Annotated in this window: 26 protein-coding genes; 14 read left to right on the top strand and 12 right to left on the bottom strand. The window is 72.8% G+C overall.

The annotated features are described in order from the left end of the window. Positions 1 to 317 precede the first annotated feature (317 nt). Positions 318 to 1,256 carry a Ppx/GppA phosphatase family protein gene (locus AB0O21_RS02900; RefSeq protein ID WP_365165379.1) on the bottom strand — a complete coding sequence of 313 codons (939 nt, stop codon included), beginning with the start codon at positions 1,254 to 1,256 and terminating at the stop codon, positions 318 to 320. A 63-nt stretch (positions 1,257 to 1,319) separates the two neighbouring features. Here AB0O21_RS02900 and AB0O21_RS02895 point away from each other — a divergent pair, with 63 nt between their 5' ends. Further along, entirely contained in the window at positions 1,320 to 2,153 is an 834-nt protein-coding gene (locus AB0O21_RS02895; protein ID WP_365165377.1) for a hypothetical protein, read from the top strand. Between the two features lie 59 nt (positions 2,154 to 2,212). Here AB0O21_RS02895 and AB0O21_RS02890 read toward each other — a convergent pair whose 3' ends face one another. Further along, positions 2,213 to 3,982: a hypothetical protein gene (locus AB0O21_RS02890; RefSeq protein ID WP_365165375.1), complete on the bottom strand. Its 1,770-nt coding sequence runs from the start codon at positions 3,980 to 3,982 to the stop codon at positions 2,213 to 2,215. A gap of 206 nt (positions 3,983 to 4,188) precedes the next feature. Between AB0O21_RS02890 and radA the strand changes: the two genes are divergently transcribed. After that, entirely contained in the window at positions 4,189 to 5,601 is a 1,413-nt protein-coding gene (radA, locus tag AB0O21_RS02885) for a DNA repair protein RadA (RefSeq protein WP_365165373.1), read from the top strand. 182 nt (positions 5,602 to 5,783) lie between these two features. Continuing rightward, positions 5,784 to 6,908 carry a DNA integrity scanning diadenylate cyclase DisA gene (gene disA, locus AB0O21_RS02880; RefSeq protein WP_365165371.1) on the top strand — a complete coding sequence of 375 codons (1,125 nt, stop codon included), beginning with the start codon at positions 5,784 to 5,786 and terminating at the stop codon, positions 6,906 to 6,908. Positions 6,909 to 7,019: 111 nt separating this feature from the next. Here disA and AB0O21_RS02875 read toward each other — a convergent pair whose 3' ends face one another. After that, the gene (locus AB0O21_RS02875) at positions 7,020 to 7,835 is read right to left on the bottom strand and encodes a hypothetical protein (protein ID WP_365165368.1); all 816 of its coding nucleotides are present in this window, start codon (positions 7,833 to 7,835) and stop codon (positions 7,020 to 7,022) included. Between the two features lie 159 nt (positions 7,836 to 7,994). Here AB0O21_RS02875 and AB0O21_RS02870 point away from each other — a divergent pair, with 159 nt between their 5' ends. The 7 genes from AB0O21_RS02870 to AB0O21_RS02840 all read left to right on the top strand — a co-directional run bounded on the left by AB0O21_RS02870 (position 7,995) and on the right by AB0O21_RS02840 (position 14,421). Then, a complete protein-coding gene (locus AB0O21_RS02870; protein WP_365165366.1) occupies positions 7,995 to 8,639 on the top strand; it encodes a phosphatase PAP2 family protein in 645 nt (214 codons plus the stop codon). Further along, positions 8,636 to 9,541, top strand: coding sequence for an A/G-specific adenine glycosylase (locus AB0O21_RS02865; protein ID WP_365165364.1), 906 nt, complete (start codon positions 8,636 to 8,638; stop codon positions 9,539 to 9,541). Before AB0O21_RS02870 ends, AB0O21_RS02865 begins: the two co-directional genes overlap by 4 nt. A 226-nt stretch (positions 9,542 to 9,767) precedes the next feature. Further along, entirely contained in the window at positions 9,768 to 10,328 is a 561-nt protein-coding gene (locus AB0O21_RS02860) for a SigE family RNA polymerase sigma factor (RefSeq protein WP_069920779.1), read from the top strand. A 50-nt stretch (positions 10,329 to 10,378) separates the two neighbouring features. Next, the gene (locus AB0O21_RS02855; protein ID WP_365165448.1) at positions 10,379 to 11,068 is read left to right on the top strand and encodes a hypothetical protein; all 690 of its coding nucleotides are present in this window, start codon (positions 10,379 to 10,381) and stop codon (positions 11,066 to 11,068) included. Between the two features lie 14 nt (positions 11,069 to 11,082). After that, positions 11,083 to 11,796 carry a two-component system response regulator CseB gene (cseB, locus tag AB0O21_RS02850; protein WP_365165362.1) on the top strand — a complete coding sequence of 238 codons (714 nt, stop codon included), beginning with the start codon at positions 11,083 to 11,085 and terminating at the stop codon, positions 11,794 to 11,796. A 3-nt stretch (positions 11,797 to 11,799) separates the two neighbouring features. Then, on the top strand, positions 11,800 to 13,107 hold the full coding sequence (gene cseC, locus AB0O21_RS02845) for a two-component system sensor histidine kinase CseC (RefSeq protein WP_365165361.1): 1,308 nt from the start codon (positions 11,800 to 11,802) through the stop codon (positions 13,105 to 13,107). 177 nt (positions 13,108 to 13,284) lie between these two features. Then, complete coding sequence (locus AB0O21_RS02840; RefSeq protein ID WP_365165360.1) at positions 13,285 to 14,421, top strand: LamG-like jellyroll fold domain-containing protein; 1,137 nt, start codon at positions 13,285 to 13,287, stop codon at positions 14,419 to 14,421. Between the two features lies 1 nt (position 14,422). Here the strand turns inward: AB0O21_RS02840 and AB0O21_RS02835 are convergent, their stop codons facing one another. Beyond that, positions 14,423 to 15,043: a M23 family metallopeptidase gene (locus AB0O21_RS02835; RefSeq protein ID WP_365165358.1), complete on the bottom strand. Its 621-nt coding sequence runs from the start codon at positions 15,041 to 15,043 to the stop codon at positions 14,423 to 14,425. A gap of 326 nt (positions 15,044 to 15,369) precedes the next feature. Then, positions 15,370 to 17,895, bottom strand: coding sequence for an ATP-dependent Clp protease ATP-binding subunit (locus AB0O21_RS02830; RefSeq protein ID WP_365165355.1), 2,526 nt, complete (start codon positions 17,893 to 17,895; stop codon positions 15,370 to 15,372). Positions 17,896 to 18,358: 463 nt separating this feature from the next. Here AB0O21_RS02830 and AB0O21_RS02825 point away from each other — a divergent pair, with 463 nt between their 5' ends. Then, positions 18,359 to 18,934 carry an SCO3374 family protein gene (locus tag AB0O21_RS02825; RefSeq protein WP_365165353.1) on the top strand — a complete coding sequence of 192 codons (576 nt, stop codon included), beginning with the start codon at positions 18,359 to 18,361 and terminating at the stop codon, positions 18,932 to 18,934. On the opposite strand, the gene AB0O21_RS02820 is transcribed toward AB0O21_RS02825, so the two are convergent. The 7 genes from AB0O21_RS02820 to AB0O21_RS02790 form a co-directional block, all read right to left on the bottom strand. Beyond that, positions 18,919 to 19,254, bottom strand: a complete 336-nt coding sequence (locus AB0O21_RS02820; RefSeq protein ID WP_365165350.1) for an Lsr2 family protein — start codon at positions 19,252 to 19,254, stop codon at positions 18,919 to 18,921. The two genes, AB0O21_RS02825 and AB0O21_RS02820, sit on opposite strands and share 16 nt — an antisense overlap. Positions 19,255 to 19,420: 166 nt before the next feature. Beyond that, positions 19,421 to 19,960, bottom strand: a complete 540-nt coding sequence (locus tag AB0O21_RS02815; protein WP_365165348.1) for an amino-acid N-acetyltransferase — start codon at positions 19,958 to 19,960, stop codon at positions 19,421 to 19,423. An 11-nt stretch (positions 19,961 to 19,971) separates the two neighbouring features. Next, positions 19,972 to 20,424, bottom strand: coding sequence for a BlaI/MecI/CopY family transcriptional regulator (locus AB0O21_RS02810; protein WP_365165346.1), 453 nt, complete (start codon positions 20,422 to 20,424; stop codon positions 19,972 to 19,974). A 110-nt stretch (positions 20,425 to 20,534) separates the two neighbouring features. Then, the gene (locus AB0O21_RS02805; RefSeq protein ID WP_365165344.1) at positions 20,535 to 20,699 is read right to left on the bottom strand and encodes a hypothetical protein; all 165 of its coding nucleotides are present in this window, start codon (positions 20,697 to 20,699) and stop codon (positions 20,535 to 20,537) included. 175 nt (positions 20,700 to 20,874) lie between these two features. Continuing rightward, a complete protein-coding gene (locus AB0O21_RS02800) occupies positions 20,875 to 21,459 on the bottom strand; it encodes a hypothetical protein (protein WP_365165341.1) in 585 nt (194 codons plus the stop codon). 78 nt (positions 21,460 to 21,537) lie between these two features. Next, positions 21,538 to 21,756: a DUF397 domain-containing protein gene (locus AB0O21_RS02795; RefSeq protein ID WP_365165339.1), complete on the bottom strand. Its 219-nt coding sequence runs from the start codon at positions 21,754 to 21,756 to the stop codon at positions 21,538 to 21,540. A 176-nt stretch (positions 21,757 to 21,932) separates the two neighbouring features. Then, a complete protein-coding gene (locus AB0O21_RS02790; RefSeq protein WP_365165337.1) occupies positions 21,933 to 23,063 on the bottom strand; it encodes a beta-eliminating lyase-related protein in 1,131 nt (376 codons plus the stop codon). A 141-nt stretch (positions 23,064 to 23,204) separates the two neighbouring features. Here AB0O21_RS02790 and AB0O21_RS02785 point away from each other — a divergent pair, with 141 nt between their 5' ends. The 3 genes from AB0O21_RS02785 to AB0O21_RS02775 are packed head-to-tail and all read left to right on the top strand — an operon-like array spanning position 23,205 to position 26,856. Further along, positions 23,205 to 24,119 (top strand): DUF2520 domain-containing protein, encoded by a 915-nt coding sequence (locus AB0O21_RS02785; RefSeq protein ID WP_365165335.1) that lies wholly within the window; start codon positions 23,205 to 23,207, stop codon positions 24,117 to 24,119. Next, positions 24,116 to 25,108, top strand: a complete 993-nt coding sequence (gene panC / locus AB0O21_RS02780; protein WP_365165333.1) for a pantoate--beta-alanine ligase — start codon at positions 24,116 to 24,118, stop codon at positions 25,106 to 25,108. Before AB0O21_RS02785 ends, panC begins: the two co-directional genes overlap by 4 nt. Then, a complete protein-coding gene (locus AB0O21_RS02775) occupies positions 25,105 to 26,856 on the top strand; it encodes an L-aspartate oxidase (RefSeq protein WP_365165331.1) in 1,752 nt (583 codons plus the stop codon). The genes panC and AB0O21_RS02775 overlap by 4 nt, the downstream gene beginning before the upstream one ends. Positions 26,857 to 26,858: the final 2 nt, after the last annotated feature.

Genomic DNA, 26,858 nt, shown 5'->3' with positions numbered 1-26,858 from the left:
GGCGGGACGGTCTGTCAAGGGCGGCCGAAGGCCGTCGCGCAGCGACGCGAACGAAGTGAGCGCCCTTGACAGGGCGGCCCGACGCGGAAGGACGAAGACTGCCGGGAAACCCCCAAGACCTCTCTGATCCGGGCCCGCTCAAGCCGGCCGCCCCCGATCCGGCCATACAGGACTGCCCGCCCCTCCCCCACCGCCGAGGGGGCGGGTGGGCAAACACCGGCCCGGAGCGGAGCCCGGGGGGGGGCAAAGGCCCCGCACGCGCATGGGCCCGTACCGGCCCCACCCCCCACGCGCGTGAACCCGTACGCCCCCGCCCCCTACACCCCCGGCGTCGGGAGGTGGTCCAGCCTCCGCAGGATCACGCCTTCCCGCAGCGCCCACGGGCAGATTTCCAGTGCCTCGACGCCGAAGAGGTCCATCGCGCCCTCCGCGACGAGCGCGCCCGCCAGGAGCTGGTTGGCGCGGCCCTCCGAGACGCCCGGGAGGGCCGAGCGCTGGGCCGTGGTCATCGCGGCCAGGCGGGGGACCCACTCCTCCAGGGACTTGCGGGTGAGGTCGCGCTGGACATACAGGCCGTCCGCCGAGCGGGCCGCGCCCGTGATGCGGGCCAGCTGCTTGAAGGTCTTCGAGGTCGCCACGACGTGGTCCGGGGCCCCGAAGCGGCTGAACTCGCCGACCGTCCGGGCGATCTCCGCCCGTACGTGCCTGCGCAGGGAGCGGATGTCGAGCGCGTCCGGCGGGTCGCCCGGGAGCCAGCCCGCCGTGAGGCGGCCGGCGCCCAGCGGGAGGGAGACGGCGGCGTCCGGGTCCTCGTCGATGCCGTACGCGATCTCCAGGGAGCCGCCGCCGATGTCGAGGACGAGCAGCTTCCCCGCCGACCAGCCGAACCAGCGGCGTGCCGCCAGGAAGGTGAGCCGGGCCTCGTCGTCGCCGCTCAGCACGGGGAGCTCGATGCCGGTCTCGGCCTTCACGCGCGCCAGGACCTCGTCCGCGTTCGTGGCCTCGCGCACGGCGCTGGTCGCGAAGGGGAGGACGTCCTCGCACCCCTTGTCCTCGGCGGCCTGCACGGCGTCGGTGATGACGGAAATCAGCCGCTCGACGCCCTCGGGAGTTATGGCGCCGCCCTCGTCGAGGAGCTCCGCCAGCCGCATCTCCACCTTGTGCGAGTGCGCCGGCAGCGGGCGCGCGCCGGGGTGCGCGTCCACCACCAGCAGGTGGACCGTGTTCGAACCCACATCCAGGACACCGAGTCTCATAGGGGGAAACGCTACTGCGCCGAACGCGTAGCGGTCGCGTAAGGGGCGTTTACGCTTGGGTTTGTGCCAAATATGAAGAAGGCCAACAAGACCCGGTCGAAGAAGGACGCGGGCAAGGGCAAGAACAAGACCGACGTCACCATCTCCGTCACCCCCGACGAGAAGGGTCTGGACTTCCCCCGGGCCTGGGTGGAGTTCCCCGACCCCGCCGATGACGAGCAGGTCTTCCGCTGCGACCTGACCTGGCTGACCTCCCGCTGGACCTGCATCTTCGGCAGCGGCTGCCAGGGCATCCAGGCCGGCCGGGCGGACGACGGCTGCTGCACGCTCGGTGCGCACTTCTCCGACGAGGACGACGAGAAGCGCGTCGCCGAGCACGTGGCGCGGCTGACGCCGGAGCTGTGGCAGTTCCACGACGTCGGCAGCGAGAGCGGGTGGACGCAACACGATGACGACGGGGAGAAGCAGACCCGCCGCTGGGACGGCGCCTGCATCTTCCTGAACCGGCCCGGTTTCGCGGCAGGGGCGGGCTGCTCGCTGCACATCCTCGCCGTGCGGGAGGGCAAGGAGCCGCTGGAGACCAAGCCGGACGTGTGCTGGCAGCTGCCGATCCGCCGTACGTACGACTGGATCGACCGGCCCGACGACACGCGCGTGCTCCAGGTGTCGATCGGCGAGTACGACCGCCGCGGCTGGGGCCCCGGCGGCCACGACCTGCACTGGTGGTGCACGTCGGCCACGTCCGCGCACGGCGCCGGCAAGCCGGTCTACGAGTCGTACAAGGCGGAGCTGACGGAGCTGATGGGCAAGGAGGGCTACGAGGCCCTCGTGGCGCTGTGCGAGGCGCGGCTGTCCTCGCTGCTGCCGATGGCTCCGCACCCGGCGGACCCCGTCTGACAGGCCGCTACCGCCTGACCGGCCGCTACGGCTGACCGGCCGCTACGGCTGACCGGCCGCTACGGCGACGCCGTCGCCCCCGGGTCGGGGGAAACCGTTCCGCCCGGCCCCGTCGCGGTCGCGGTCGGCGTGGGCGTCGGGGTGCCCGGCGGGGTCTCGGACGGCGTCGGAGTGGGGGTCGGGGTAGGGGTCGGCTGGGGCGCCGGGCGGCCCCGGCCCTGGATGGAGACCACGGTGCCGCCCGGGTCCACGCCCACCCGGGCCGTCCAGGCACCCACCGGCTGGGCCTCCGGGTCCACGGCGATGGTCAGGGTGACCGATTCTCCAGGGGCCAGGGTGCCCGCCGTCCGGCTCGCGCGCAGCCACGGCGCGTCGGACCAGAGCCGCCAGTCCACCGGGGCTCCGCCGGAGGCGGTGAGGGTGAGCACGGTGGTGGTGCGGTGCGAGGACGCGGCGACGGTGAGCCGGCCGGGGGCGCCGGCCCGGTCCGCGGCCGGGGGGCCGGTGCTGATCACCTCGACGGATACGTCGGGCTCCGCGCGGTCCGGGGCGAAGCCGGGGCTGCCCGTGGTGGTGGCGGTGTTCCCGGCGTTGTCGTACGCGGTCAGCGGGCGGCCGTCGGTGCGCGCCGTCGGGAGCTCCGACTCGCTCGCGGAGATCCGGGCGGCGGCGCCGCCGACGGGCTCGCCCGTACTGGGCGCGCCGCGGTACGCCGCCCACAGCGCCAGCACCGGGGCCGCGACGACGGTGGCGACCACGGTGGTGGTCACGGCGCGTGCGCGCAGCCGGTCGCGGCGGGCGGCGCGGTCCTTGGGGTCCATCGGGAAGCCGGTGCGGTCGAAGCGCGGGCCCGGACCGCGCCCCCGGCCGGCGCGGCCGGAGCGGAGCATCGCGGCGTGGACGGCGGTGCGGGGTGCCGGGATGAGCGGGAGGCCGGCCGGGTCGATGCCGCCCGCGCCGCCGGAGCTCGCGGGCAGGCCGGAGCCGGGCCAGGGGGCGCCGGCGCCCACGCGTTCGGCGACGCGGCGGCAGCGCGGGCAGTCGTCCACGTGGCGTACGAGCTCGGCGCGCAGACTGCTGGAGAGCAGCACTCCGCCGCCCCCGAGTACCCCGCCGCCGAGTCTCCCGCCCCGCCCGCCCACGCCCCCGCCGTCGTCGCCGGTGAGGCGGGAGACGGCCGGGCAGCTGCCGGTCTCGACGACGGCGAGGGCGGCGCGGGTGCGTTCCACCTCGCAGGCGGCGCCGGTCAGCAGTTCGCGGGCGGCCGCGGGGGGTGTGCCGAGGACGGCGGCGAGCTCGGTGACGGCGAGGCGGTGGCGGACGGCGAGTTCGAGGGCCTCGCGCTGTTCGGGCGTGGTCCCGGCGGCCTCGGGCCAGGCGAGCCGGGCCAGCTCGGTACGGCGATAGGCGCTCACGTCAAGCGGGCGGTGGGCGGCCGGCGCGGTGGCTTCGCCGCCGCCGACACCCGGCGCACGGCCGTGATCCGTGTGCTCCGGCGCACGCCGGGCGGAATGCGCGCCCTGCCTCGCGCGCCGCTGCTCCGCGAGCCGGCGCAGGCAGCCCCAGCGGGCGAGGGCGTACAGCCAGGCCCGCCGGTCCCCCTCGTGGGGACATCGGCCGGGGTTCCGCTCGGCCACCGCGAGGACGTCCCCGAGCACGTCGGTGGCGGTGTCGTGGTCGCACAGGACGGAGAGGCAGTACGTGAACAGGCCGTCGAGGTAGGGCTCGTGCCGGAAGGGCGGCGGCTGCTCGCCTTCGAGGGGGGCGCGCCCGTGCGCCCGGTGTGCGCCGGTGCGCGGTGAGGGGTGTGCCTGGCTGCTGCTGTTCACCTGGCGACCGTAGGCGGCGCGCCGGTGGCGCCCCGGAAGCCTTCAGCACATTTAGCCCTTAAGGGTGAACAGATCGGCGCCGCGATGACGGGAGCCCTGACGGTTCCGGCCCGCCCCCGCAACCGGACCCCCGCCCGGACCCCCGCCCGGGCCGCTGAGCAGCCGCGGAGCCCGCGCTGTCGGTGCGGGCGGCTACCGTGAGCGGCATGGCTGCCCGTACATCTCGTTCATCCGCCAAGGACCGGCCGTCCTACCGCTGCTCCGAGTGCGGCTGGACGACCGCGAAATGGCTCGGCCGGTGCCCCGAATGCCAGGCGTGGGGCACCGTCGAGGAGATGGGCGCGCCCGCCGTGCGGACCACCGCCGCCGGGCGGGTGTCGGCGGCCGCCGTGCCGATCGCGCAGGTCGACGGGCGTACGGCGACCGCGCGCAGCACCGGCGTGGACGAGCTGGACCGCGTCCTCGGCGGCGGCCTCGTGCCCGGCGCGGTCGTCCTGCTCGCCGGGGAGCCCGGCGTCGGCAAGTCGACGCTGCTGCTGGACGTCGCGGCGAAGGCGGCGAGCGAGCAGCACCGCACGCTGTACGTCACGGGCGAGGAGTCCGCGAGCCAGGTGCGGCTGCGCGCCGACCGGATCAACGCGCTGAGCGACCACCTCTACCTGGCCGCCGAGACCGACCTGTCCGCCGTGCTCGGGCATCTGGACGCGGTGAAGCCGTCCCTCCTCATCCTGGACTCCGTGCAGACCGTCGCCTCCCCCGAGATCGACGGCGCGCCCGGCGGCATGGCCCAGGTCCGCGAGGTGGCCGGGGCGCTGATCCGTGCCTCGAAGGAGCGCGGCATGTCCACCCTCCTCGTGGGCCACGTGACCAAGGAGGGGGCCATCGCCGGCCCCCGCCTGCTGGAGCACCTGGTCGACGTGGTGCTGAGCTTCGAGGGCGACCGGCACGCCCGGCTGCGGCTGGTGCGCGGGGTCAAGAACCGGTACGGCGCCACCGACGAGGTCGGCTGCTTCGAGCTGCACGACGAGGGGATCACCGGGCTCGCCGACCCGAGCGGGCTGTTCCTGACCCGGCGCGCCGAGGCCGTTCCCGGCACCTGCCTGACCGTGACCCTGGAGGGCAAGCGCCCGCTGGTCGCCGAGGTGCAGGCGCTCACCGTCGACTCGCAGATCCCGTCCCCCCGGCGCACCACCTCCGGTCTGGAGACCTCGCGCGTCTCGATGATGCTGGCCGTGCTGGAGCAGCGCGGCCGGATCACCGCCCTGGGCAAGCGGGACATCTACAGCGCGACCGTCGGCGGCGTGAAGCTGACCGAGCCGGCCGCCGACCTGGCCATCGCGCTCGCCCTGGCCTCCGCCGCCAGTGACGTCCCGCTCCCGAAGAACCTGGTGGCCATCGGGGAGGTCGGCCTGGCGGGCGAGGTGCGGCGCGTGACCGGCGTACAGCGGCGGCTCGCGGAGGCGCACCGGCTCGGGTTCACGCACGCGCTGGTGCCGGCCGATCCGGGGAAGGTCCCGGCCGGGATGAAGGTCATCGAGGTGGCGGACATGGGCGACGCGCTCCGGGTCCTGCCGCGCGGGCGGTCCCGTACGCCGGCCAAGGAGCGGGCCGCGGACTGACGCTGCGCACCGGTGGACCGCGGTACGGACCCCCAGGTCAGGGGTCCGTACGGGGGTCCGTCAGGGGCCCGCCCGGGCCGTACCTGGCCAAGCCACGGCGGGCCCGCAGCGCGCGCCGGTAGACTTCTGGATGGTCCGCCCGGCCGGAGGCAGGCGGCGCAACCCGCGACCGGAGGAGTGCAGTGGCAGCCAAGGACGGGGCATCAGCACCCGGGAAGTCCGGCGCGAGCTCCAAGCACGACGCGCTGATGCGCGCCTCGCTGAGCGCGGTCGCACCTGGTCAGCCGCTGCGTGACGGCCTGGAACGGATCGTCCGCGGCAACACCGGCGGGCTCATCGTCCTCGGCATGGACAAGACCGTCGACGCGATGTGCACCGGCGGTTTCGTTCTGGACGTGGAGTTCACGGCGACCCGGCTGCGCGAACTGTGCAAGCTCGACGGCGCGCTCATCCTCGACAAGGACATCACCAAGATCCTGCGGGCCGGCGTGCAGCTGGTGCCGGACGCGTCGATCCCGACGGAGGAGACGGGCACCCGTCACCGGACCGCGGACCGCGTCTCCAAGCAGTGCGGTTTCCCGGTGGTGTCGGTGTCGCAGTCGATGCGGCTGATCGCGCTGTACGTGGACGGGGAGCGGCGGGTCCTGGAGGAGTCCGGGGCGATCCTGTCGCGGGCGAACCAGGCGCTGGCCACGCTGGAGCGGTACAAGCTGCGGCTCGACGAGGTCGCGGGAACGCTGTCGGCGCTGGAGATCGAGGACCTGGTCACGGTCCGCGACGTGACGGCGGTCGCGCAGCGGCTGGAAATGGTCCGCCGCATCGCGACCGAGATCGCCGAGTACGTGGTCGAACTGGGCACGGACGGGCGGCTGCTGTCGCTCCAGCTGGACGAGCTGACGGTCGGGATCGAGCAGGAGCGGGAGCTGGTCATCCGGGACTACGTGCCGGAGCCGACGGCGAAGCGTTCCCGCACGGTCGACGAGGCGCTGGCCGAGCTGGACGCGCTGACCCACGCGGAGCTGCTGGAACTGCCGATCGTGGCGCGGGCGCTGGGGTACACGGGCGCGCCGGAGAACCTGGACTCGGCGGTGTCCCCGCGGGGCTACCGGCTGCTGGCGAAGGTCCCCCGGCTGCCGGGGGCCATCATCGAGCGGCTGGTGGAGCACTTCGGGGGGCTGCAGAAGTTGCTGGCGGCCTCGGTGGACGACCTGCAGACGGTCGACGGCGTGGGCGAGGCCCGCGCCCGGAGCGTCCGCGAGGGGCTGTCCCGCCTGGCGGAGTCCTCCATCCTGGAGCGCTACGTCTGACCCCTGGGGCTCCGCCCCGTACCCCGCTCCTCAAACGCAATCTCAGCCTCGCCGGCGTTTGAGGCGCGGGGTCTGGGGCGGAGCCCCAGCAGCGGCGCCGCAGGTGGTGGGCTAGTTCTGCTTCAGGACGAACGAGGTGCGGGCCACCGGCATGCCCGGGGACTTGACCTCCACCACGTACGTGTCCGGAACCGCAGACCCCGCCGGAGGCGCCTGGCACTGGTCGGCCGCGCTGAAGCGGCGGTCCCAGTCCAGCGGCTGCTTCGTCTCGCCGCCCGCCGGGAGGCGGAAGAACGCGTTGCCCGCGCCCGTCGGGCAGTCCGCCGAGGACCAGACCGCCTTGCTCGTGCTCGCCTGAAGGATGGTCAGGACCGCCTGCTTCGGGCCGAGGTCGACCTTGCAGGTGGTGCCGGAGATGTTGCGGGCGACCAGTTCGAGGCGGGGCTTCTCGTTCGCCTCGTACTCGTTCTTCACGCTCTTGACCTCCCACTGCAGCGCGCCCGGCGCGCACGTGGGCAGCGGGGAGTCCGCCGGGACGGCCGCCGAACCGCCCCCGGAGCCGCCGGAGGACGCGGCTCCGCCGGAGCCGGGGCCGGCGCCCGGGTCGCCGTTCTTGCCCGTGCCGCCCGCGCCGCCGGAGCCGCCCGCGCCGCCCTCGGAGCCGGTGCCCGCGCCGCCGGAGGACTCCGTGCGGCCGCCCGGGGCGGTGCCGATCGCCGGGCCCGTACCGGCGGGTCCGGGGGTGATGGCGGTGACCGCGTCGGGGCCCTTCTCGCCCTTGCCGTTCGTACTCGTCTTCCCCCCGCCGGAACTGACGGTCCACACGGCGAGGAGTGCGAGGAGCGCGACGACGGACGCCAGCACAGCCCTCCGTCGCCAGTAGATGGAGGAGGGGAGCGGCCCGACCGGATTGCGCAGAGATCCCACGGACGGAACCTTACGAGAGTTCGGGGCACGATCCGTGCCCCACATGCCGCGCAGCGGCCTCGATTTGCCGATGATCATCCTGCGGGCGGAACCGGGGTAGCCGAAAATCGGCCAACCGTCCGACGCCCGGTCCATCGCCCTTGAGTACGGTCGGTCACCATGTACAGTTCGGACCTTTACCGCGACATCACCGACTTCGCCCACTCCACGCCCGCCTGGGCGCAGTCGGCGTTCGAGGTCTGGACGGAGTACGGACTCCTGCTCTTCGGGCTGCTCTTCATAGCCGTCTGGTGGCGCTCGCGCGGCCGGCGGGGCGGTCCCCGCCCGGTCGCGCTCGCCGTCCTCGCGCCGCTCGCCACCGCCGTCGCGTACGTCGCGTCCGAGGCGGTGAAGTCGACCGTCGACGAGGAGCGGCCCTGCCGGGCCGTCGCCGGGGCCGCGGCCTCACTGATCACCTGCCCCGCCCGTGGGGACTGGTCCTTCCCGAGCAACCACGCGGCCATCGCGGGTGCCGCCGCCGTCGCGCTGGCCCTCGCCGTCCCCCGCCTGGCGCTCCTGACCGTGCCGCTCGCGCTGCTGATGGCCTTCTCCCGCGTCTACGTCGGCGTGCACTATCCGCACGACGTGGCGATGGGCCTGCTGCTGGGCGGTTCGCTGGCGGCCCTCCTCGTGCTCGCGCTCACCGGCCCGATGGGCAGGGTCGTGGCCGCCGCTCGGGCGAGCGGGGTTCGCCCGGCCGTCTGGTTCACCGGCACCGGCCGGGCGCGACAGCCCCGAAACGTGCCAGGATGCCGTCTGCCATGACTGCACCCGTATCCCCAGACTCCGCAACGCCGCACGCGCTGCACTCCCCCGTCATCGCGTGGTTCGACGAGCACGCCCGCGACCTGCCCTGGCGCCGCCCCGAGGCCGGCCCCTGGGGGGTCATGGTCAGCGAGTTCATGCTCCAGCAGACCCCCGTCAACCGGGTCCTGCCGGTCTACGAGCAGTGGCTCGCCCGCTGGCCCCGTCCCGCCGACCTGGCCGCCGAGGCCCCCGGCGAGGCCGTACGGGCCTGGGGGCGGCTCGGCTACCCCCGCCGGGCCCTGCGGCTGCACGGCGCGGCCGTCGCGATAACGGAACGGCACGGGGGCGACGTGCCGCGGGAGCACGCGCAGCTGCTCTCGCTGCCCGGCATCGGCGAGTACACGGCGGCCGCCGTGGCCTCCTTCGCGTACGGGCAGCGGCACGCCGTGCTCGACACGAACGTGCGGCGGGTCTTCGCGCGCACCGCCACCGGGGTCGAGTACCCGCCGAACGCCACCACGGCCGCCGAGCGGCGCCTGGCCCGGGCCCTGCTGCCCGAGGACGAGGAGACCGCGGCCCGCTGGGCGGCGGCCTCGATGGAGCTGGGCGCGCTGGTGTGCACCGCCAAGAGCCCGGACTGCGCCCGCTGCCCGGTGGCCGGGCTGTGCGCCTGGCGCCTCGCCGGGAAGCCGCCGCACGAGGGACCGCCGCGGCGCGGGCAGACGTACGCCGGGACCGACCGGCAGGTGCGCGGCAGGCTGCTCGCCGTGCTCCGGGAGGCGGTGGGCCCCGTACCGCAGGCCGTGCTCGACACGGTCTGGGACGAGCCGGTGCAGCGGGCCCGGGCGCTGGACGGGCTGGTGGCCGACGGGCTGGTGGAGCCCCTCGCCGGATCCTCGTACCGGCTTCCGATGACCTGAGGCGACGGGATCCGAAGGCCCCACGGCGCGTCCGCCGGAGCACCGGAAGCTGACTCAACCATTCCGCTTCTGCCGGGAAACCCCCAGCTCACAGCCGCTGTTACACAACCTATGGGTGTCCGTGCGCCCACCGAAGGCTGGCCCGCACAGGCCCGTGACAACCCCTCCGTACCTTCGAATCCGTAAGACAGCGGATGACCGGGGGACGGCAGTGGAGGCGGTTGAGATGGCGCACGGCGAGGTGCTCGAATTCGAAGAGTACGTACGCACCCGGCAGGACGCCCTGCTGCGCAGTGCCCGGCGCCTCGTCCCGGACCCCACCGACGCGCAGGACCTCCTGCAGACGGCGCTCGTGCGCACCTACGGCCGCTGGGACGGCATCGCGGACAAGTCGCTGGCCGACGCCTACCTCCGCCGGGTCATGATCAACACCCGTACCGAGTGGTGGCGCGCCCGCAAGCTCGAAGAGGTCCCCACCGAGCAGCTCCCCGACGCCTCCGTCGAGGACGGCTCCGACCAGCGCGCCGACCGCGCGCTGCTGATGGACATCCTCAAGGTGCTCGCGCCCAAGCAGCGCAGCGTGGTCGTGCTGCGACACTGGGAGCAGATGAGCACCGAGGAGACGGCCGCCGCGCTCGGGATGTCGGCCGGTACCGTGAAGAGCACGCTGCACCGCGCGCTGGCCCGCCTCCGGCAGGAACTGGAGAGCCGGGACCTGGACATGCGCGCGCTGGAACGCGGTGACCACACCATCCGGTACGAGGGGCGTGAGCGGTGCGCGGCCTGAATGGCCAAGGCCAAGGTCCGACGGGTTTGACCGGCGGCTCTCTGGTTCTGATGTCGGCGGGGGCGGTCGTCCTCGTCGGCACTGCCGTGTTCGCGGTCGGGTGCTCCTCCGGCGGCACCGGCCTGCGCGACGGCGGACCCGCCCGCAGCGATGCCGTGGCCAAGGCCGGTTCGGCGGCGGCGCCCGCGGCCTCGGCCTCCCCCTCGCCGTCCGCCTCGTCCGACTCCGAGGACGTCGAGGACCCCGGCTCGCCCTCCGCGGCCCCCTTCGACCAGCCGCTGAAGAAGGTCGACCCCGTCAAGCTCGTGCTGGCCGACCCCAAGGTCAGCCCCGCGGTCAAACGGGACCTCAAGCCCTGCTCGGGCAAGGAGTACCCGGTGGACGTGAGCTACGGCAGGGTCACCGGCAGCCCCGTCGTCGACATCGTCGTCAACGTCCTGTCCTGCGCCGACGCGCTGGGCCGCGGCTCGTACGTGTACCGATCGGCCGGCGGCACGTACGAGAATGTCTTCTCGGACGAACAGCCTCCGCTCTACGCGGAGATCGACCGGGGCGATCTGGTGGTCACGAAGCAGGTCTACGGGAAGAGCGACGCGCTCGCGTACCCGTCGGGCGAGGACGTGATCACGTACCACTGGAACGGGGAGAAGTTCACCGAGCAGGACCGGGTCCACTCGGAGTACAGCAATGTGGTCGACGGCGGGGGCCAGCCCGCCCCGGCCGTGACCCAGAAGAACTGAGGCGAGGCTTCCGCATGGCCGAGACCCATGTCCTGTTCGTCGAGGACGACGACGTCATCCGTGAGGCCACGACCCTGGCGCTGGAACGCGACGGGTTCATGGTCACCGCCATGCCCGACGGCCTGTCCGGCCTGGAGTCCTTCCGGGCGAACCGGCCGGACATCGCCCTGCTCGACGTGATGGTCCCCGGCATGGACGGCGTGAGCCTGTGCCGCCGCATCCGCGACGAGTCCACCGTCCCCGTGATCATGCTGTCCGCGCGCGCCGACTCCATCGACGTGGTGCTGGGCCTGGAGGCGGGCGCCGACGACTACGTCACCAAGCCCTTCGACGGCTCCGTGCTCGTCGCCCGCATCCGCGCCGTGCTGCGCCGCTTCGGCCACGCCGGCGGCCCGCAGAACGGCGCGTCGGGCGCCGACGGCAACGGGCCGGCCGGGGAGCGCGGGGTGCTGTCCTTCGGCGACCTGGAGGTCGACACCGAGGGCATGGAGGTACGGAAGGCGGGCGCCGCGGTGGCGCTGACGCCGACCGAGATGCGGCTGCTGCTGGAGTTCTCCTCCGCGCCCGGCACCGTACTGTCGCGCGACCGCCTGCTGGAACGGGTCTGGGACTACGACTGGGGCGGCGACACCCGCGTCGTCGACGTCCACGTCCAGCGGCTGCGCACCAAGATCGGGCAGGACCGGATCGAAACGGTCCGGGGCTTCGGATACAAGCTCAAGGCTTGACGCATGAGACGGTTCACCCTGCGTACGGGGATCCGCTGGAAGATCACGCTCGCCATCGCGGCCGTCGGCGCACTCACCGCCGTCGCGCTGAGCCTGGTGGTGCACAGCGCTGCCCGGGTGTCGATGCTGGAGAGCGCCCGCGAGGTGCAGCTCGACCGCGTGCAGTTCATCTCCCGCAACGCCGACTCGGGGCGCAAGCCCATGATGGGCGCCAAGGTCAACGACCCGGAGCTGCCCGCGCAGCTGCGCGAGAAGGCGCGGTCCGGGCGGCGCGGCACCTTCGTGCAGGAGAACCCGCACGGGCTGCCGGAGGTGTGGGCCGCCGTACCGCTCGGGAACGGGCAGGTGCTGTCGCTGCACACGCAGTTCCGGGAGAGCGCCAACATGGTGCGCGACCTGGACCGGGCCCTCGTCATCGGCTCCCTCGCCGTGGTCATCGGCGGCTCGGCGCTCGGCGTGCTCATCGGCGGGCAGATCTCCCGCCGGCTGCGCAAGGCCGCGGCCGCCGCGCAGCGGGTGGCGCACGGGGATCCCGAGGTACGCGTACGGGACGCGGTCGGGGGCGTCGTACGCGACGAGACGGACGACCTCGCGCGGGCCGTCGACGCGATGGCGGACGCGCTCCAGCAGCGGCTGGAGGCGGAGCGGCGGGTGACCGCCGACATCGCGCACGAGCTGCGCACGCCGGTGACGGGGCTGCTCACGGCGGCGGAGCTGCTGCCGCCGGGGCGGCCGACCGAGCTGGTGCGGGACCGGGCGCAGGCGCTGCGCGCGCTGGTGGAGGACGTACTGGAAGTGGCCCGGCTGGACAGCGCGTCCGAGCGGGCCGAGCTCCAGGACGTGGCGCTGGGGGAGTTCGTGAGCCGCCGGGTGAAGGCGCTGATGCCGGAGGCCTCGGTACGGGTGGTCGCGGACGAGATCGTCAGCACCGACCCGCGGCGGCTGGAACGGATCCTGGGGAACCTCCTCGCCAACGCCGCGCGGTACGGGCGGGCGCCGATCCAGGTCGACGTGGAGGGGCGGGTCGTACGGGTCCGCGACCACGGGCCGGGCTTCCCGGAGGCGCTGCTGCGCGAGGGGCCGAGCCGGTTCCGTACCGGGTCCACGGACCGGGCGGGCGTGGGGCACGGGCTCGGGCTGACCATCGCGGAGGGGCAGGCGCGGGTCCTGGGCGCGCGGCTGACGTTCCGCAACGTGGCGGCGCCGGGCGGCGGCGGTTCGGCGGGCGCGGCCGGGGCGGTGGCGGTGCTGTGGCTGCCGGAGCACGCTCCTACGGCGACGGGGAGCTTCCCGGTGGTGCAGGTCCCCTAGCAGGGGGCTCGGCCGGTCCAGGGGGCTCCGCCGCTGGGCTCCGCCGGTGGGCTCCGCCGGTGGGCTCCGCCGGTCCACGAGGTTCCGCCCGCACCGGGGGCTCCGCCCGGGGCCGTGAAGCCGGCCGCCAGGACCTCGGCATAGGTCCGGGCGGGTCCGTGATTTAGCATCCGAGGCATGACCGACGGCACGAATCCCCCGAGCAACCCGCAGCCCGAGCCCGCCCCGGGGAGCGGCGGCTACGGGTTCCCGCCGGGACCGGCCGCGTCCGGCGGCTACGGATACCCGCAGGGCGGTGGCTACGGCTACCCGCCGAACCAGTCCGCAGGCGCCTTCGGGCCCGCGCAGCCCTTCGCGCCGGGGCCCGAGCCCGACCTGGGGGCCATACCCTCCGCCGATCAGCCCGACTGGGAGGCTATGGCCGACCGGTCGGCCGCCGAGCGGCGCAAGAAGCGGCTGTGGATGATCGGCGGCGCTGTGACCGTGCTGCTGCTGCTCGCCGGTGGCGGAACGTTCTTCCTGCTGAAGGGCGACAAGCCCGCCGAGGACGACGGCAACAACGTCGCCGACAACACGCCCTCCGCGTCCGCCTCTCCCGACCCGGGCGCGTCCGCGTCCCCGTCGAAGGGCTACTCCCCCACCGTCGCCAGCGACCCGTCCCTGCTCCGGGACAGCGTCGGCAAGACCAGCCTGCGCATGGGCCCCGAGGCCACGGTGCCCAAGGTGGGCGAGCACTTCGAGCTCCGCCTCAAGGGCAATGCGAACTCGTACGCCCAGGCCACCGAGGCCGCCGTGGACACGACCAAGAGCTTCTCCCTGTCGGCCCGCGTCAACAACGCCTCCGCCGCCAAGGGCCCGCACATCGCCATGAGCCAGGGCACGGGCGAGTCGTTCTCGTTCGAGCTGGGCGCCGACGAGGTGAACGGCAAGCAGGCGTGGGTGTTCCGGGTGCGGACCACGGAGAAGAGCGCGAAGCCGACGATCGTGACCGTCGCCGCCGAGGGGCTGAAGACTGTCAAGGACACGACGGTGCTGACCGCCGTCCACGACGCCGAGAAGAAGATGATCGCCCTCTACGTGGAGGGCAAGAAGGCCGGTGAGGCCCAGATCCCGGGGATCTGGCAGAACGCGGGCCCGTTGCAGCTGGGCCGGGCCCGCCACGACAACAACTGGGTCGGCGCCTGGACGGGCTCCCTGACCTACATCCGGTTCTACGGAACGGCCTTCACCCCGGAGCAGGCCGCCGCCTACCGCAAGGGCCAGCTCGACGACGCGGCGAAGGCCACCGGCACCCATTCCTGGGTCATCGGCTGAATCAGATGGTGACGCCGGCGTTGCGCAGGAAGGTCATCGGGTTGATGGCCGAGCCGTAGTTCGGCGTGGTGCGGATCTCGAAGTGCAGGTGCGGGCCGCTGGAGTTGCCGGTGTTGCCGGACAGGGCGATCTGCTCGCCCTTGGCGACCTTCTCGCCGATCGCGACCTGGATCTTCGAGAGGTGCGCGTACTGCGAGTACGTGTTGTTCGCGTGCTTGATCACGATGGCGTTGCCGTACGCCGGGCCGTCGCCGCCTCCGTTGGGGCCGGCCTTGACGACGGTGCCCGCGGCGGCGGCGTCGACCGGGGTGCCGGAGGGGACGGCGAAGTCCTGGCCGGAGTGCTTGTGCGACCACATGGTGCCGCCCTTGCCGAAGGTCGCGGACAGCGTGTACTTGTCCACCGGCTTCTCCCACAGGGAGGTCTTCGCCGCGGCGGCGTCGGCCTTGGCGGCCTGCGCGGTGGCCTGCTCGGCCACGAGCTCGGCGGTGCCGGCGAGGGCGGTCTGCGTCGTGTCGGCGAACGCGGCGGTCGTCCCGGCTCCCAGGGCCAGAGCGGCACCGAGAGCGGTGGCGCCGACGGCGATACGGGTACGACGGGTGCTGACGCGCTTCGCGGACATGAAGGAGACCTCCGGGGCCGGGGACAGGGCATGAAGTGACCCGGCACGATCAAGCAGGTGCCGGGTGGGCCTCACCTTGGTAACCCGAGCGTCCGAACTTCCCCAAACCTCCCGATTACTACCCGGTCTCGTAGCCGAGTGAGGGCTTTACGGCCTGTTGACGTGGCCCCCACCTGCGGCGGAGGGCGCGTACGGAGGGTCATTGGATCTACGAATACGCCTAGTACGTCCGTATTGTCCTGTGCGGCTTGTCACCGGCGGGCAACCAAAAGGGGCGGCCCCGGAACCTTTCGGTCCCGGGGCCGCCCCTTGGTACTGCTCCCGCGTTACGCGCCCTTCGACAGGTCCGGGCCGGAGCCCGTGGCCTCGATCGGGGGGAGGTCCGGCAGAGCCGACTTCTCCTCGCCGCGGAAGGTGAACTTGGCTTCCTCGCCCTCACCCTCCTTGCCGACGACCACGATCTGACCGGGACGCAGCTCGCCGAAGAGGATCTTCTCCGAGAGCGTGTCCTCGATCTCGCGCTGGATGGTCCGGCGCAGCGGCCGGGCACCCATGATCGGGTCGTAGCCGCGCTTGGCGAGCAGGAGCTTCGCGTCACCGCTCAGCTCGATGCCCATGTCGCGGTCCTTGAGGCGCTCGTCGACCTTCGCGATCATCAGGTCGACGATCTGGATGATGTCTTCCTCGGTGAGCTGGTGGAAGACGACCGTGTCGTCGACGCGGTTGAGGAACTCGGGCCGGAAGTGCTGCTTGAGCTCTTCGTTGACCTTCGCCTTCATCCGCTCGTAGCCGGTCTTGGTGTCGCCCTGAGCCGCGAAGCCCAGGTTGAAGCCCTTCGAGATGTCCCGGGTACCCAGGTTGGTCGTCATGATGATGACCGTGTTCTTGAAGTCCACGACCCGGCCCTGGGAGTCGGTCAGACGACCGTCTTCCAGGATCTGGAGAAGGGAATTGAAGATATCCGGGTGGGCCTTCTCGACCTCGTCGAAGAGGACGACGGAGAACGGCTTGCGGCGCACCTTCTCGGTGAGCTGGCCGCCCTCTTCGTAGCCCACGTAACCGGGGGGCGAACCGAAGAGGCGGGAAACCGTGTGCTTCTCGCTGAACTCCGACATGTCGAGGGAGATCAGCGCGTCCTCGTCGCCGAAGAGGAATTCGGCGAGCGTCTTGGAGAGCTCGGTCTTACCGACACCGGACGGGCCGGCGAAGATGAACGAGCCACCCGGGCGCTTCGGGTCCTTCAGACCCGCACGGGTACGGCGGATCGCCTGGGAGAGCGCCTTGATGGCGTCCTTCTGGCCGATGACCCGGCGGTGCAGCTCGTCCTCCATGCGGAGCAGTCGCGAGGACTCCTCCTCGGTGAGCTTGAAGACGGGAATGCCGGTCGCGGTCGCGAGGACCTCGGCGATGAGCTCGCCGTCGACCTCGGCGACAACGTCCATGTCGCCGGCCTTCCATTCCTTCTCGCGCTTGGTCTTCGCCGCCAGCAGCTGCTTCTCCTTGTCGCGGAGAGAAGCCGCCTTCTCGAAGTCCTGGGAGTCGATGGCCGACTCCTTGTCGCGGCGCACGCCCGCGATCTTCTCGTCGAACTCGCGGAGGTCCGGCGGCGCGGTCATCCGGCGGATGCGCATCCGGGAACCGGCCTCGTCGATCAGGTCGATCGCCTTGTCCGGGAGGAAGCGGTCCGAGATGTACCGGTCGGCCAGCGTCGCCGCCTGGACGAGGGCCTCGTCCGTGATGGAGACGCGGTGGTGGGCCTCGTAGCGGTCGCGCAGGCCCTTGAGGATCTCGATCGTGTGGGGGAGGGAAGGCTCCGCCACCTGGATCGGCTGGAAGCGGCGCTCGAGGGCCGCGTCCTTCTCGAGGTGCTTGCGGTACTCGTCCAGCGTCGTGGCACCGATGGTCTGGAGCTCACCACGGGCCAGCATGGGCTTGAGGATGCTGGCGGCGTCGATCGCGCCCTCGGCGGCACCCGCACCCACGAGGGTGTGGAGCTCGTCGATGAACAGGATGATGTCGCCGCGGGTGCGGATCTCCTTGAGCACCTTCTTCAGGCGCTCTTCGAAGTCACCGCGGTAGCGGGAACCGGCGACCAGGGCACCCAGGTCAAGCGTGTAGAGGTGCTTGTCCTTGAGGGTCTCGGGGACCTCGCCCTTGACGATCGCCTGGGCCAGGCCCTCGACGACGGCGGTCTTGCCGACGCCGGGCTCGCCGATGAGGACCGGGTTGTTCTTGGTCCGGCGGGACAGGACCTGCATGACCCGCTCGATCTCCTTCTCGCGCCCGATGACCGGGTCGAGCTTGGATTCGCGGGCCGCCTGGGTGAGGTTGCGGCCGAACTGGTCCAGGACGAGCGAGGTCGAGGGCGTGCCCTCGGCCGGGCCGCCGGCCGTGGCCGACTCCTTGCCCCCGCCGGTGTAGCCGGAGAGCAGCTGGATGACCTGCTGCCGGACTCGGTTGAGATCGGCGCCCAGCTTCACGAGGACCTGGGCGGCGACGCCCTCGCCCTCGCGGATCAGGCCGAGCAGGATGTGCTCGGTGCCGATGTAGTTGTGGCCGAGCTGGAGGGCCTCTCGGAGCGAAAGCTCCAGGACCTTCTTCGCCCGCGGGGTGAAGGGGATGTGGCCGGACGGGGCCTGCTGCCCCTGACCGATGATCTCCTCAACCTGCTGGCGAACAGCCTCGAGCGAAATCCCGAGGCTCTCCAGGGCCTTAGCGGCGACACCCTCACCCTCGTGGATCAAGCCCAGGAGGATGTGCTCGGTGCCGATGTAGTTGTGGTTGAGCATCCGGGCTTCTTCCTGAGCCAGGACGACAACCCGCCGCGCGCGGTCGGTGAACCTCTCGAACATCGTTTATCGCTCCTCAGAGCGGTCGGGCAGTTCGGGGTCGGTCCCCGCCCTGTCCTTCCGCATGCTAGTCCCGCGGGACGGGACAGCTCATTCCAACTGCCGACATCCGTCCACGGCTCACCCCCACGTCGGTGAGGAAAACCGGCTGTAAGAGCCGACTACTGCTCCAACTCGATGGTGCGAGACGATGTTCCCGCAGGCCAGGCAGATACCCGTCATGCGTGTACGCCGATGGCGAACGGATGCCGTTCAAATCAGCGTGTCGCCCCGATCCACTAGGAATGTCTTACCCGTAAGGACTGACACTCCATGCCGGTGGCACCTGTCCCCTCCGCTAAGGGCGAACAAGGTTCCGTCCCGAATGCGGGACTCCGGCCGCACGGATGTTTACGTTCCGCATCGATGTGGGTGCGGTGTGTCACATCGACCGTAACCCGGCGGCGTTTCGGAAGTTGCTCCGGACATGGCCGTAACCATCCCGGGTCCCCGGGTACCGCCCGAGGGCAACACCCACGCCGGCTGGTACGAGCGGGTGCTCGGCTGGCCCGTTCTGGGCGGGGCGCCCGGGCTGCTCGCCACGGGGACCCTGTTCGACGTGCTGGAGCTGCCGTCCGACGCGGGGGCGGCGCTGCTGCGCCGGCCGGTCTCCACGGGGCCCGTGGCGCTGACCGGGCGCCGGATGCGGTTCCTGGTGGCCGCGGGGAGCGCGGAGGAGCTGGACGGGCTGCTCGACTGGCTGGAGTGGGGCGGGGTCGCCCTGGACCTCGCCGCGCTGGGCGCGGGCGGCCGGATCACCGCCCCGGCCCCTCCGGGGACGCCCGCGGGAGAAAGCCCTCGGGGGGCCGCCGTGTGGCTGCGACCCCCCGAGCAGGGGTGTGAGGCACTCCTGCCGGCCCTGCCCGGTCCCGGGCGGGCCGCCGGGCCCGCCCGCGGGCCCGATCTCGTACGCCTGGTGGCGGCGGCGGCGACGGAATGCCACCGGGCGCGCCTGAGGCGACGTACGCCCCTACGGGAAGCCGCGGGTCAGCGGTTCTCGTAGGCCTCGCGGATTTCGGCCGGGACGCGGCCGCGGTCGTTGACGTTCAGCCCCTGGGCCTTGGCCCAGGCACGGATCTCGGCGGTGTCCGTGCTGCCGGCCGTCGCGGCCGCGCGGGACTTGGCGCCACGGGCCGCGGTGGCACGGCCACCGGTGCGGCGGCCGCCCTTGGTGTACGGGTCGAGCAGACCGCGGAGCTTTTCAGCGTTGGCGGTGGTGAGGTCGATCTCGTAGGTCTTGCCATCCAGAGCGAACGTCACCGTCTCGTCCGCCTCGCCACCGTCGAGGTCGTCGACAAGAAGGACCTGAACCTTCTGTGCCACCGGGATTTCCTTTCATCGAAAAGCAGTACGCGGAAAGGAAACCGCTTTTGCCTGAAAAACACAAACCCCCGGGGAGAGGTTCGAGACCGCAACGAGGCGGGAAACGTGCGCGATTCGGACATAGGCCACGGGCGGGCGGAGCGCGGGAAAAAACCCGGGTGATCGATCAGAGGTGCAGAAGCATCCGACTGTTGCCCAAGGTGTTCGGCTTCACTCGTTCGAGACCGAGGAACTCGGCGACGCCCTCGTCATAGGAACGCAGCAGCTCCATGTAGACATCCGTCTCGACCGGCGTCTCGCCGATCTCGACGAACCCGTGCTTGCGGAAGAAGTCCACTTCGAAGGTCAGGCAGAAAACCCGGCTCACGCCGACCTCGCGGGCCGTGCGCAACAACTGCTCCAGCACCCGGTGGCCGACTCCGGCCCCCTTCAGCCCCCGGTCGACGGCGAGAGTGCGCACTTCGGCGAGGTCTTCCCACATCACGTGGAGAGCCCCGCAGCCGACGACCTGGCCGTCCGAGGCGCGTTCCGCGACCCAGAACTCCTGGATGTCCTCGTAAAGGACGACCGGTGCTTTGTCGAGCAGGATCCGCTGCTGAACGTACTGGTCGAGCAGGCGGCGCAGTGCGGGAACATCACCGGTGCGGGCACGGCGGATCGTCACTGATTCTGCTTGTGCGGCTGATGCGGCGGAAAACTCTCCCATGCGACCGGACGCTATCGCCCCGGCGCCCCGGGCTGCCCGCCGGAGTCCCCTTCGGCTTCGGGTTCGGCTTCGGGTTCGGCTTCGGGGGCGGCGGGGGTCTCGTCGTCGTGCTGGACGATGCGTACGGCGTCGCGGAGGGCTTCGCGCTGTTCCGCCGACATCATGCCGAAGAAGGCCACGAGAGCGGCGGCGGGGTTGTCGCTCGTGGACCAGGCTTCGTTCATCAGTGCGGCCGAGTAGGCGGCGCGGGTGGAGACCGCCGTATATCGATAGGCACGGCCTTCGGCTTCCCGGCGGACCCAGCCCTTCTGATGAAGATTGTCCATAACGGTCATGACCGTGGTGTACGCGATGGACCGTTCCTGCTGGAGGTCTTCCAGTACTTCCCGAACGGTGACCGGGCGGTTCCACTGCCACACCCGCGTCATCACGGCGTCTTCGAGTTCTCCCAAGGGGCGAGGCACAGCAGCACGATAGTGCGGCTTGTGCGGAATTGCCCGACTATTCGGGGAGCAACGCGCAACAAAATCGGGCGCACGGCCTTGGAGGCCGTACGCCCGTCGCCCCTCGGGGGCTACTTCTGCTGCTGGGTGCCCGCGGCCCGGGCGATCACGGCGTCGACCGCCGCGTCCTCCTTGGCCTTGTTCGCGCCGCCCTGGCTCTTCACGATCGTCCTGACGAGGGCGATGAAGAACGCGGCCATCACGACGGGGGGCACGAGCGCGGAGACGTAGTCCATGACGGACAGCGTAGCCAGTGCTGTGGCCGGAAAGGTTTGCCGGGTCGCGGTGTCCGGTGCGGTGCATCGCAAGGCGGAGGGCCGCGCCTCGTACTGGACGTACTTGCGCGGTCCGACAACGCAGCGAGGTGCCGTGCCGGGCGCCGTGACCCGGTGAACCTTGCCGGTCACAGCACTAGCCGGCGGCGCGGCCGGCGGTGGGGGGCGGGGTGGGCTTGCGGCGCGGCGGGAACACCTCGCCCGGGGTCGGGATCGGCTTCTCCGGCCGCTGCGGCTCCTTCGGCCGGGGTTCCGGGGCGGGCCGCTGCTCCTGGCCGCCGGCCAGCGCCAGCAGCCGCGTACGGGGCGCGGGGGCCGTCGACAGCCGACGCCGTACGGAGCGCTCCGCGACCCCCTGGGCGCGGTCCAGCAGCGCGGCGGCGACAGGGTTCGACCGCAGGGCGCGCAGCGCGGCCAGGTCGTCGGGCACGGGCTCGTAGCCGGCCGCCAGGGCGTCCTGGAGCAGCTCCAGGTAGCCGGACAGGCTGCCCGGCAGGGCGCCCCGGTAGCGGGCGAGATCCTCCAGGAGGAACGCTCTGAGCCGGCCCGCCTCCTCGACCACGTCGTCCACCGACTGCGCGAGGCGCAGGCAGTCCTGGACCTCCGGGGCCGTGAGGGGGGCCGTGGAGGACTGAAGGGCGTGGGCGAGGGAGCGCCTGAGCACGAGCAGTTCAGCGGCGCTGAACGCCATGCCGCCGCGGGATCCGTAGGGCGTGGGCATGGGCCGAAGATACGCGCTAATCGGACAAAATCCCCTGAGGTGGGAATGCGGCGCGGCGGTTTCTTCCAGCCGCTTCTGCTAGCCGCTTTCCTTGACCGCGCGGAGGAAATCGGTCCAGGCGGCCTGGGTCGTGGCGAGCACGAGGTGGGCGGGGTCGGCGCGGTCCGCGACGCGAACGAGGGTGCCGGGGGCGGCGGAGACGTAGACGCAGGCGTCTCCTTCGCCGCAGAACGAGGACTTCTGCCAGGGGCTGGCGCCGGCGCGGGTGCTGATGCTGGGCGCGGGCTGGACGGTCATGGTGTCTCCTCCGGTCCCGGGAATTCCCGTCGGAGGGGACGGTACGCCGTGGCCGGACTTCGTCGGTCGCTTTCGCGGAATTCGGTGATTCGCCGGTGCGGGTGGGGGTGGCGGGTGTACCGCTGCGCGGAGCCGTCCCCTACCCGCCCTTCCACCGTTCCGGTCGGGTCGGGCAGCTACAGGCGGGCTGTGAAGTCGGCTACCGCCGAGGCCACGTCCGCAGGCGTCCATGAGAGGCCCGGGGTGGTGATCGTCAGTTCCGTCATCGCGATGCCCGGGACCACCGTCGGGGACCACTGGCGGAAGAGGACCCGGCCCGTCTCCTCCGCCGTGCGCAGGGCCGTGTCCGTCAGGTGCGGGGCTTCGAAGGGGAGCCAGACCTGGAACTGGTGGGTGTGCGGGACCTCCGGGTTGACCCGGGACCAGGCGATGCCGGACGCGGCGAGCGCCGGGCCCAGGGCGGCCGCGACCAGGCGGGCCTGTTCCACGTAGGCCGGCAGCCGGGGCAGCTCCCGGTCCAGGCCCGTCAGGGCGGACAGGGCGGCGGGGAACTGGCGGAAGACGCGGCCCCCGTACCGGTGGCGCCAGACCCTGGTCTCCTCGACGAACTCGGCCGGTCCCGCCAGGCAGGCCCCGCTGAGCCCGCCGAGGGACTTGTAGAGGGAGACGTACACCGAGTCCGCCAGCGCGGCGATCTCCGGCAGCGTGCGGCCGAAGTGGACCGTGGACTCCCACAGCCGGGCCCCGTCGAAGTGGACCACCGCCTCCCGCTCCCGGGCCGCCTCCACCAGCTCCTCCAGTTCCTCCCAGGTGGGCAGGAGGTAGCCCGCGTCGCGCAGGGGCAGCTCCAGCATCAGCGTGCCGAAGGGTTCCGGGAGGGCCGCGACCTCCTCGGCGGAGGGCTGGCGGGGGTCCGTGGTCGGGTGGGCCGTGCGCAGGCCGGAGACCGCCGACAGGGCGCCGCTCTCCCAGCGCTCCGGGTGGCTCATCGGGTGCAGGGCCACCAGCGGGTTCCCGGTGCGGCCCGCCCAGCAGCGCAGGGCGATCTGCTGGGCCATGGTCCCGGTGGGGAAGAACGCCGCGTCGTCCATGCCCAGCAGGTCCGCGACGCGCCGCTCCAGGGCGGAGACCACCCCGTCGCCGTACACGTCGGCCTGTTCGTCCAGGTCGTAGGGGGCCTCGGCCAGCGATGCCAGCAGCTCCGCCACCGTCGGCTCGCGCAGGCTGCGGGACAGCGTGCGCTCCGCTCCGCGCCAGGCCGCCACCAGCCGCCGCTCGTACTCCGTGCCCTCGGTCTGATCGGTCATGGCCCGATCATCGCCCACCGGGCGGCGGCGACCCCGGGAGCCGAGCGCTCTCGGGAACGTGCCCCGCTTCCCCGCGAGCGCTTAGCATGGCGGCGTATCGTCCGGTACCCCCCGCGGACTGGAACGGAAGGCCCTTCCCGCGTGAATCCATCACAGCAGCCGCGCCCTGCCCGGCTCGCCGTCGGCGTCGTCGGAGCCGGCCGGGTCGGCCCCGCGCTGGCCCGTGCGCTCCAGCAGGCCGGGCACCGGCCCGTCGCCGTGTCCGGAGTCTCCGACGCGTCCGTGCGGCGCGCCGAGCGGATGCTGCCCGACGTGCCGCTCGTCCCGCCCGCGCAGGTGCTGGAGCTGGCCGACCTGGTGCTGCTCACCGTGCCCGACGACGCGCTGCCGGGCCTCGTGGAGGGGCTCGCGGAGACCGGCGCCGTGCGGCCCGGGCAGCTCCTCGTGCACACCTCGGGCCGGTACGGGACCTCCGTGCTCGACCCGGCCCGCCGGGTGGGGGCGCTGCCGCTGGCCCTGCACCCCGTGATGACCTTCACCGGCACCGAGGTCGACGTGCAGCGCCTGGCCGGCTGCTCCTTCGGCGTCACGGCCCCCGAGGAGCTGCGGCTGGCGGCCGAGGCCCTGGTCATCGAGATGGGCGGGGAGCCCGAGTGGATCGCGGAGGAGAGCCGTCCGCTCTACCACGCGGCGCTCGCGCTCGGGGCGAACCACCTGGTCACCCTGGTCGCCCAGGCGATGGAGCTGCTGCGCAAGGCCGGGGTCGAGCACCCCGACCGGATGCTCGGCCCGCTGCTCGGCGCGGCCCTGGACAACGCCCTGCGCTCCGGGGACGCCGCCCTGACCGGGCCGGTGGCCCGCGGGGACGCCGGTACGGTCGCCGCGCACGTCTCGGAGCTGCGCAAGCACTCCCCCGGCACGGTCGCCGGGTACCTGGCGATGGCCCGGACGACCGCGGACCGGGCCCTCGCGCACGGTCTGCTCAAGCCCGAACTCGCCGAGGACCTGCTCGGCGTGCTCGCCGACGCGGAGCCGGAAGGGGGCAGTGCCCCGTGAGCGAACTGCTGCTCGACACCGCCGAGGAGCTGCTGGGGCTCCCGCGCAACGGCCGCCGGGCCGTGGTGATGACCATGGGCGCCCTGCACGAGGGGCACGCCACCCTCATCCGCTCGGCCCGTGAACTGGCCGGGCCCGAGGGGCAGGTCGTCGTCACCGTCTTCGTCAACCCCCTGCAGTTCGGGGCGAACGAGGACCTCGACCGCTACCCGCGCACTCTCGACGCCGACCTCGCGATCGCCGAAGCGGCGGGCGCCGACGCGGTGTTCGCGCCAGCCGTCGACGAGGTGTACCCGGGCGGCGATCCGCAGGTGCGGGTCAGCGCCGGCCCGATGGGCGGCCGCCTCGAAGGGTCCACCCGCCCCGGGCACTTCGACGGGATGCTGACCGTCGTCGCGAAGCTGCTCCACCTGACCCGCCCCGACCTGGCGCTGTTCGGCCAGAAGGACGCGCAGCAACTGGCCCTGATCAGGCGGATGGTGACGGACCTGAACTTCCCGGTGGAGGTGGTCGGCGTGCCGACCGTCCGCGAGGAGGACGGGCTCGCGCTGTCCTCCCGCAACCGCTACCTCTCCCCGGGCGAGCGGCGCACCGCCCTGGCCCTGTCGCGCGCCCTGTTCGCCGGGCAGGACCGGCTCGCCGCGCAGGCGGCGCTGCGGGCCCGCGCCGAGGCCTCCCCGGCCAGCGACGAGCGGGCCACCGCCCTGGCCCGGCTGGGCGAGATCCGCGCCTCCGCCGACGCGCACGCCGTGTCGGCGGCGGGCGGCGGGCTGCCGGACGCCGTACGGGCCGCCGCGCGGCACGTCCTGGAGGAGGCGGGCCGGCACGAGCCTCCGCTCGTACTGGACTACCTGGCGCTGGTGGACCCGCGGGACTTCACCGACGTCGGCCCCGAGTTCACCGGGCAGGCCGTGCTGGCCGTCGCGGCGAAGGTGGGCACGACCAGGCTGATCGACAACCTTCCATTGGAGTTCGGAGCACACACGTGAGCACCCCAGGCAGAGCCATCCCGCCGGGCGGCGCGGACGAGGGCGCGGGCACGCGCATACGGCTGCACGCGCCGGCCCCCGGCTGGGCCGTCGACGCCGACGTCGTGGTCGTCGGCTCCGGCGTCGCGGGCCTGACCGCGGCGCTGCGCTGCGCCGCCGCGGGCCGCCGCACGGTCGTGGTCACCAAGGCCCGGCTCGACGACGGCTCCACCCGCTGGGCCCAGGGCGGCATCGCTGCGGCCCTCGGCGAGGGCGACACCCCCGGGCAGCACCTCGACGACACGCTGATCGCGGGCGCGGGCCTGTGCGACGAGGAGGCCGTACGGCTGCTCGTCACCGAGGGGCCGGACGCGGTGCGCCGGCTGATCGCGGCAGGCGCCGTCTTCGACACCTCCGCCGAGACCGGGGAGATAGAGCTGACCCGCGAGGGCGGCCACCACCGGCGCCGGATCGCGCACGCGGGCGGCGACGCCACGGGTGCGGAGATCTCCCGGGCGCTGGTCGAGGCCGTGCACGCGGCGGGCATAGAGACGGTGGAGAACGCGCTCGTACTGGACCTGCTCCAGGACGCCCAGGGCCGTACGGCCGGGGTGACCCTGCACGTCATGGGCGAGGGCCAGCACGACGGCGTCGGCGCCGTCCACGCGCCCGCCGTGATCCTGGCGACCGGCGGCATGGGCCAGGTGTTCTCCGCGACCACCAACCCGTCGGTGTCCACCGGCGACGGCGTGGCCCTCGCCCTGCGGGCCGGGGCCGAGGTCTCCGACCTCGAGTTCGTGCAGTTCCACCCGACGGTGCTGTTCCTCGGCCCGGACGCCGAGGGGCAGCAGCCGCTGGTGTCGGAGGCGGTCCGCGGCGAGGGCGCGTACCTCGTCGACGCGGACGGCGTGCGCTTCATGGTGGGCCAGCACGAGCTGGCCGAGCTCGCCCCGCGCGACATCGTCGCCAAGGGGATCATGCGCCGCATGCAGGAGCAGGGCGCCCAGCACATGTACCTGGACGCCCGGCACTTCGGCGCCGAGATGTGGGAGCAGCGCTTCCCCACCATCCTGGCCGCCTGCCGCGCCCACGGCATCGACCCGGTGACCGAGCCGATCCCGGTCGCGCCCGCCGCGCACTACGCGTCCGGCGGCGTACGGACGGACCTGCACGGCCGGACCACGGTCCCCGGCCTGTACGCCTGCGGCGAGGTCGCCTGCACGGGCGTGCACGGAGCGAACCGGCTGGCCTCCAACTCCCTGCTGGAGGGCCTGGTCTTCGCCGAGCGCATCGCCGAGGACATCGCCCGGCAGGAGCGCTCGGGCAGCGGCCCGGGCGTCCCGGTCCCCGCGACGGGGCCGCTGCAGCCCGCCGGGGCCCGGTACGAGATCCAGCGGATCATGACGGACGGCGCGGGCGTGCTGCGCTCGGCCGCGTCGCTGCGCACGGCCGCCGAGTCCCTCGAAGGGCTCTACGCGACCGCCCTGAACGAGCTCGAAGCGCACGGCAAGACCGCCGAACCGGGTGTGGACACCTGGGAGGCCACGAACCTGCTGTGCGTGGCGCGGGTGCTGGTCGCCGCCGCGGAGCGGCGGGTGGAGACCCGCGGCTGCCACTGGCGCGAGGACCACCCGGACCGGGACGACGCCGCCTGGCGCCGCCACCTCGTGGTCCGGCTGTCCGCGACCGAGCGGCGGGCCCTGGTCGTCACCCCGACCGACTCCGCCGACTTCCCGCCCGTAACCCACCCCCTGAGCCTGGAGCAGTGACC

It is taken from the genome of Streptomyces sp. NPDC091371 (assembly GCF_040684275.1).
Lineage (GTDB): Bacteria > Actinomycetota > Actinomycetes > Streptomycetales > Streptomycetaceae > Streptomyces.
The sequence above is the reverse complement of the archived record's forward strand: the minus strand, read 5'-3'. Positions and strand labels throughout refer to the sequence as shown.

Excerpts from the sequence above, each read along its gene's own strand:
- AB0O21_RS02900 (WP_365165379.1), bottom strand. The coding sequence starts at position 1,256 with ATGAGACTCGGTGTCCTGGATGTGGGTTCGAACACGGTCCACCTGCTG.
- radA (WP_365165373.1), top strand. The coding sequence starts at position 4,189 with ATGGCTGCCCGTACATCTCGTTCATCCGCCAAGGACCGGCCGTCCTAC.
- AB0O21_RS02870 (WP_365165366.1), top strand. The coding sequence starts at position 7,995 with ATGTACAGTTCGGACCTTTACCGCGACATCACCGACTTCGCCCACTCC.
- AB0O21_RS02865 (WP_365165364.1), top strand. The coding sequence starts at position 8,636 with ATGACTGCACCCGTATCCCCAGACTCCGCAACGCCGCACGCGCTGCAC.
- AB0O21_RS02860 (WP_069920779.1), top strand. The coding sequence starts at position 9,768 with ATGGCGCACGGCGAGGTGCTCGAATTCGAAGAGTACGTACGCACCCGG.
- AB0O21_RS02855 (WP_365165448.1), top strand. The coding sequence starts at position 10,379 with ATGTCGGCGGGGGCGGTCGTCCTCGTCGGCACTGCCGTGTTCGCGGTC.
- cseB (WP_365165362.1), top strand. The coding sequence starts at position 11,083 with ATGGCCGAGACCCATGTCCTGTTCGTCGAGGACGACGACGTCATCCGT.
- cseC (WP_365165361.1), top strand. The coding sequence starts at position 11,800 with ATGAGACGGTTCACCCTGCGTACGGGGATCCGCTGGAAGATCACGCTC.
- AB0O21_RS02840 (WP_365165360.1), top strand. The coding sequence starts at position 13,285 with ATGACCGACGGCACGAATCCCCCGAGCAACCCGCAGCCCGAGCCCGCC.
- AB0O21_RS02835 (WP_365165358.1), bottom strand. The coding sequence starts at position 15,043 with ATGTCCGCGAAGCGCGTCAGCACCCGTCGTACCCGTATCGCCGTCGGC.
- AB0O21_RS02830 (WP_365165355.1), bottom strand. The coding sequence starts at position 17,895 with ATGTTCGAGAGGTTCACCGACCGCGCGCGGCGGGTTGTCGTCCTGGCT.
- AB0O21_RS02825 (WP_365165353.1), top strand. The coding sequence starts at position 18,359 with ATGGCCGTAACCATCCCGGGTCCCCGGGTACCGCCCGAGGGCAACACC.
- AB0O21_RS02815 (WP_365165348.1), bottom strand. The coding sequence starts at position 19,960 with ATGGGAGAGTTTTCCGCCGCATCAGCCGCACAAGCAGAATCAGTGACG.
- AB0O21_RS02805 (WP_365165344.1), bottom strand. The coding sequence starts at position 20,699 with ATGGACTACGTCTCCGCGCTCGTGCCCCCCGTCGTGATGGCCGCGTTC.
- AB0O21_RS02800 (WP_365165341.1), bottom strand. The coding sequence starts at position 21,459 with ATGCCCACGCCCTACGGATCCCGCGGCGGCATGGCGTTCAGCGCCGCT.
- AB0O21_RS02795 (WP_365165339.1), bottom strand. The coding sequence starts at position 21,756 with ATGACCGTCCAGCCCGCGCCCAGCATCAGCACCCGCGCCGGCGCCAGC.
- AB0O21_RS02790 (WP_365165337.1), bottom strand. The coding sequence starts at position 23,063 with ATGACCGATCAGACCGAGGGCACGGAGTACGAGCGGCGGCTGGTGGCG.